Genomic DNA, 2,547 nt, shown 5'->3' with positions numbered 1-2,547 from the left:
CCATTTGCGGTCGATCGCCCGCATCGAGCTGCGTCGCCATGGCGAGCGGATGAACGCTTGGAGAGACCAGAAACGGTAGCTGCGCTATGTCAAACAGCGCTCTTTTATCGGCATGGTCATTCTAGCCTCCGATGGAGGCGAGATGCGGCGTGGCGCCGCTATTGCCCTGTTGCAGCAAATGGCTCGGCGCCTTGGTCATGGTGAGAGCGGTGATCCGGGCGACCAGTTCATCATGCTGGCTGTCGCTTGCCAATAATGGCCGCAGATCAATGCCGCCGTCGCCGAACAGGCAGAGATGGAATTTGCCGGTCGCCGACACGCGCAGCCGGTTGCAGCTTGCACAGAAATCTTTCGAATAAGGCGCGATAACCCCGATCCGTCCCTTGGCGTTAGCGTGGCCATATTCGACTGCGGGTCCGGCCCCGGATACGCGCGGAAACCGCGTCCAGCCTAGCTGCTCCAATTGATCAGTCACATTTTCGCCGGGCAGATGACGGGATTTGAAAAAATCCGGATTGTCGTTGGTCCGCATCACCTCGATGAAGCGGAGCGAAATATCCCGGGCTGCAACAAATTCCAGAAAGTCGTCGATTTCCATATGATTAAGGTCGCGCATCAGCACGGTGTTGATCTTGATATTCTCGATGCCCGCTGCGCGCGCAGCCTCGATGCCGTCGAGAACTTCTTCGAGCCTGGCGTGGCCGGTGATCTGCTTGAACTTTGCCGCGTCGAGAGAGTCGACGCTGATATTGATCGCGCGGATACCTGCGTCGTAAAAGCTCTGCGCCCGTTCCGGCAGGCGATAGCCATTGGTGGTCATGGCGAGACGGCTTATGCCTGGGACGTTGCTCACGGCGCTGGCAATCTCGACAAACTCTTTGCGCAGCGTCGGTTCGCCGCCGGTCAGCCTTATCTTCCACAGACCCAATGTCGCGAAGGCCCGGACCAGACGCACTATTTCTTCCGGCGATAGATTGGACGGCGCGCCCTTGGCCTTGCGATAGCCATCCGGCAGGCAATAGGTGCAGCGAAAATTGCACATATCGGTAAGCGACAGTCGCAGATATTCGAACCGCCGGCCCAATGCGTCCGACAGGCCACCGGGTCGCCCGACGGGGTCGGGTGCTTTGGTATCGATACGGTCCGCTACGCGTTCCATCACTGAACCAGCGGCCCGTCCGCAGCTTCAAATTCGACGCCTTCAATCGTGGTGTTCGAAGCCAGTATCGAGAGATATTGTGATACGGCTTTGCGGAAACTGGCCTCCTCGAGATAGTCCGCGATCTTCTGCTGGACAGCTTCAAAGGGCAAAGTTTCACCCTCTACCCGGCGACCGGCGCGGATGACGTGGACGCCAAAGCGCGATTTCACCGGACGGTCGCAAAGTTCGCCTTCCTTCAAGGAAAAAAGCGCTTGCTCAAACGGTTCAACCGTCTGCCCGGGACCGATCTGGCCAAGATTGCCGCCATGTTCCTTGGACGAACAAGCCGACAGTTCAGCGGCCATCTTGTCAAACAGCTCTGGCTCGGCCTGCAATGTCCGGATCGCACCGCGGGCATCGCCGGTTGCCAGAGAATAAGTGAATTCATCATCCGGAGACGCCGCAAATAATATATGCTCTGCCTCAACAATCGTCGGTGATGAAAAGCGTTCCTTATGATGTTCGTAATAGCGCATGGCGGTTTCGTCATCGGCGGATGGTGTTCTGACCTCCTGGTCCAGAAGCGCCTCGATCCGGGCGTCGTCGGGGGCCAATTTGTGGCCATCGCTGTCGGTCAGACTGGGCGCTGCAATTTCAAGCCGGTCGGCCTCGTTGAGCAGCAATTGCCGGACGACAAGCGCTTTGGCAGCATAGGCAAATGCTTCATCAGGCTTTTGCGCCGGATGGTTTTGCGCCTCTGCCGCGATATCGCTTTGCGGGATTTCGATCCCGGCCACACTGATTTTATCCATTACAACTTCCATGACATCACCCATTGCGCATCGCCATTTTGCGGGACCGTACGATCTGATAGCCAGACCGCCAGAGATAGCGAACTGGAGCCGACAGCATGTGGACCAGCCGCGTGAACGGGAACAGCAGGAATATCGTCAGCCCGAGAAAGATATGGGTCCGGAAAATCCAGTGCGATCCCACGATATATGACGATGCATCCTGATTGAAGGTGAAGATGCCATTGGCCCAGGCCATGAATTTAACCATTTGCATGCCATCCATATGGCTCAGTGAGATCGGAACCGTCGCAAGACCAAGCGCAAGCTGCAACCAAAGCAATGCCAGAATGCCGGTATCCGAGAAGCTCGAGGTGGCGCGAATTCGCGGGTCAAATAACCGGCGGTGCAATAACATCGACGCACCGATAAACGAAACAGCACCGGCAAAGCCTCCGGCCCCGACAGCCAGCGCCTGCTTCCATTCATGTTTAACATACAAACTGTCGAACACCCAGATGGGCACCAGCAGGCCGAATATGTGACCAAACAATACGATCAGCACCCCTAGGTGAAAAAGGACCGATCCCCAGACCAGCTGTTTGCGGCGCAGCA

3 protein-coding genes are annotated in these 2,547 nt (G+C 57.0%); all 3 read right to left on the bottom strand.

The window, feature by feature from the left end:
- Window positions 1-121: 121 nt before the first annotated feature.
- The gene (gene moaA, locus WBM93_RS05640; protein WP_424429327.1) at window positions 122-1,159 is read right to left on the bottom strand and encodes a GTP 3',8-cyclase MoaA; all 1,038 of its coding nucleotides are present in this window, start codon (window positions 1,157-1,159) and stop codon (window positions 122-124) included.
- Window positions 1,159-1,977 carry a peptidylprolyl isomerase gene (locus tag WBM93_RS05635; protein ID WP_424429324.1) on the bottom strand — a complete coding sequence of 273 codons (819 nt, stop codon included), beginning with the start codon at window positions 1,975-1,977 and terminating at the stop codon, window positions 1,159-1,161. The genes moaA and WBM93_RS05635 overlap by 1 nt, the downstream gene beginning before the upstream one ends.
- The coding region (gene narI, locus WBM93_RS05630) for a respiratory nitrate reductase subunit gamma (RefSeq protein ID WP_424429321.1) at window positions 1,970-2,547 on the bottom strand (578 nt) is incomplete at its 5' end. The genes WBM93_RS05635 and narI, both read right to left, overlap by 8 nt.

Source organism: Parasphingorhabdus sp. (assembly GCF_049667325.1).
GTDB lineage: Bacteria > Pseudomonadota > Alphaproteobacteria > Sphingomonadales > Sphingomonadaceae > Parasphingorhabdus.
The sequence above is the reverse complement of the archived record's forward strand: the minus strand, read 5'-3'. Positions and strand labels throughout refer to the sequence as shown.

Bases quoted from the DNA above. Each gene is read 5' to 3' on its own strand.
- moaA (WP_424429327.1), bottom strand. From the start codon at position 1,159: ATGGAACGCGTAGCGGACCGTATCGATACCAAAGCACCCGACCCCGTC.
- WBM93_RS05635 (WP_424429324.1), bottom strand. From the start codon at position 1,977: ATGGGTGATGTCATGGAAGTTGTAATGGATAAAATCAGTGTGGCCGGG.